This window comes from Sulfobacillus harzensis (assembly GCF_012933365.1).
In the GTDB taxonomy this organism is placed as follows: domain Bacteria; phylum Bacillota; class Sulfobacillia; order Sulfobacillales; family Sulfobacillaceae; genus Sulfobacillus_B; species Sulfobacillus_B harzensis.
In genome coordinates, this window is sequence record NZ_JABBVZ010000250.1 from 1 (window position 1) to 1,596 (window position 1,596).

1 protein-coding gene is annotated in these 1,596 nt (G+C 62.2%); it reads left to right on the forward strand.

Annotation, left to right across the window (positions count from 1 at the left end; all coding sequences use genetic code 11):
• The first annotated feature begins 282 nt into the window (after positions 1 to 282).
• Positions 283 to 1,503, forward strand: coding sequence for a group II intron reverse transcriptase/maturase (ltrA, locus tag HIJ39_RS22820; protein WP_169103322.1), 1,221 nt, complete (start codon positions 283 to 285; stop codon positions 1,501 to 1,503).
• Positions 1,504 to 1,596 lie beyond the last annotated feature (93 nt).

Here is a 1,596-nt window from a genome sequence, read left to right on the forward strand (position 1 = left end):
AGGTTCTGTACTGACCCAGTGAGACCCTGCCTGTCCAAGAGTCGACACAAGTGGGCAATGCGATGACCGCCAATCCCCGCTCTTGGGTGGAACAGGGAGTCGGAGGCGGGCATAGTAGCGAAGTACCGCGCCGGACAACACAACCGGGCGGGAAGGCGAAGGCCCGTCCCTTCGGTAGGATTCTAACATGACTGGACGGTTGGCAAGGCAAGATTGGTCTCGGACCTAGCGACAGCCGCGTCCCATGCGGGACGCCCGGCCGGCCAGATGGAGGAAACGAGGATGACACAGCAGAGAAAATGGTATAGCTTGGCGGACAAAGTCTGGAGTCCGGCCAATCTGGCGATGGCCGCCGCCGCAGTCCTTGCGAACAACGGGGCCGCCGGCGTCGACCGCCAGAGTTGCGACCGGTTTGCGGAACATCTCGGAGACGAGCTTGACCGGTTGGGGCAGGCGATGCGGGCGCATCGCTATAAACCCTTACCCGTGCGGCGAGTCTGGATTCCCAAGCCTGGAACAAACAAGCAACGGCCGCTCGGGGTACCCGCTGTGCGGGACCGGGTCGTAGAAGAAGCCCTGCGCCGGATCATGGAACCCATTTGGGAACCGACCTTCAGCGCAGACAGCTATGGGTTTCGGCCGGGCCGGAGTGCCCACGAAGCCGTGACCCGCATCTACGGGTACCTCAACAAGGGATATCGTTGGGTGGTCGACGCGGACATTCAGGACTACTTTGGGTCGATGGACCAACAGCTCCTGATGGATAAATTGGCCGAGCGAGTAGCCGATGGCACGGTACTCGGATGGGTGCGGGACATGCTCCGCGCCGGAGTCATGGACGCTGGACAGTGGCAAGCGACGCCCCGGGGCACGAGTCAAGGGTCGGTACTCAGCCCACTCCTCGCCAATATCTACCTGGACGTGCTCGACCACACGATGGAGGCTCTGCCGGGCGTTCAATTCATCCGCTATGCGGATGATTGGTGCGCGTTGGCACGCACGCAAGCCGACGCGGAGGCGGCCCTCGCCACCGCCCAAGCGGTCCTGACGGAGCTTCGGCTCACACTCCACCCCGAGAAAACCCGCATCGTAGATGTGCACGACACAGCCTTCGACTTTCTCGGGTTTACCTTCTTCTGGGTGGAAACGAAGGATGGCACAGGCCGCCCCCTCTTTGGCCCGAAACGGGCCGCGGTGGAGCGATTCAAAGACCGCATCCGCGAACTCACACGGCGCACCCAGCCCATGAACATCCAGATGGTCATCGACGCCCTTGCCCCGGTCATCCGGGGCTGGGGCCAGTACTTCACCGTTAGTCAGGCCGCCGATTGGTCTGGGCTCGATGCATGGATTCGGGAACGTTGTCGCGCGTTCATCGTGAAGCGATGGAATCGGCACCCTGCATTGGATGTCGAATGGCCCAACCGACGCTTCGCCGAACTTGGCTTACCTTCTCTCGCGCAGATGCGCCGCCAAATCAAGGCGCAACTTCCTCGCCCTTAATGGGGGGCAACTACCGTCGGAGAGCCGGATGTGGGAAAACCACAAGTCCGGTTCGATGAGGGGACGGCCCCGCAAGGGGCCTCCTACTCTACC

Excerpts from the sequence above, each read along its gene's own strand:
- ltrA (WP_169103322.1), top strand. The coding sequence starts at position 283 with ATGACACAGCAGAGAAAATGGTATAGCTTGGCGGACAAAGTCTGGAGT.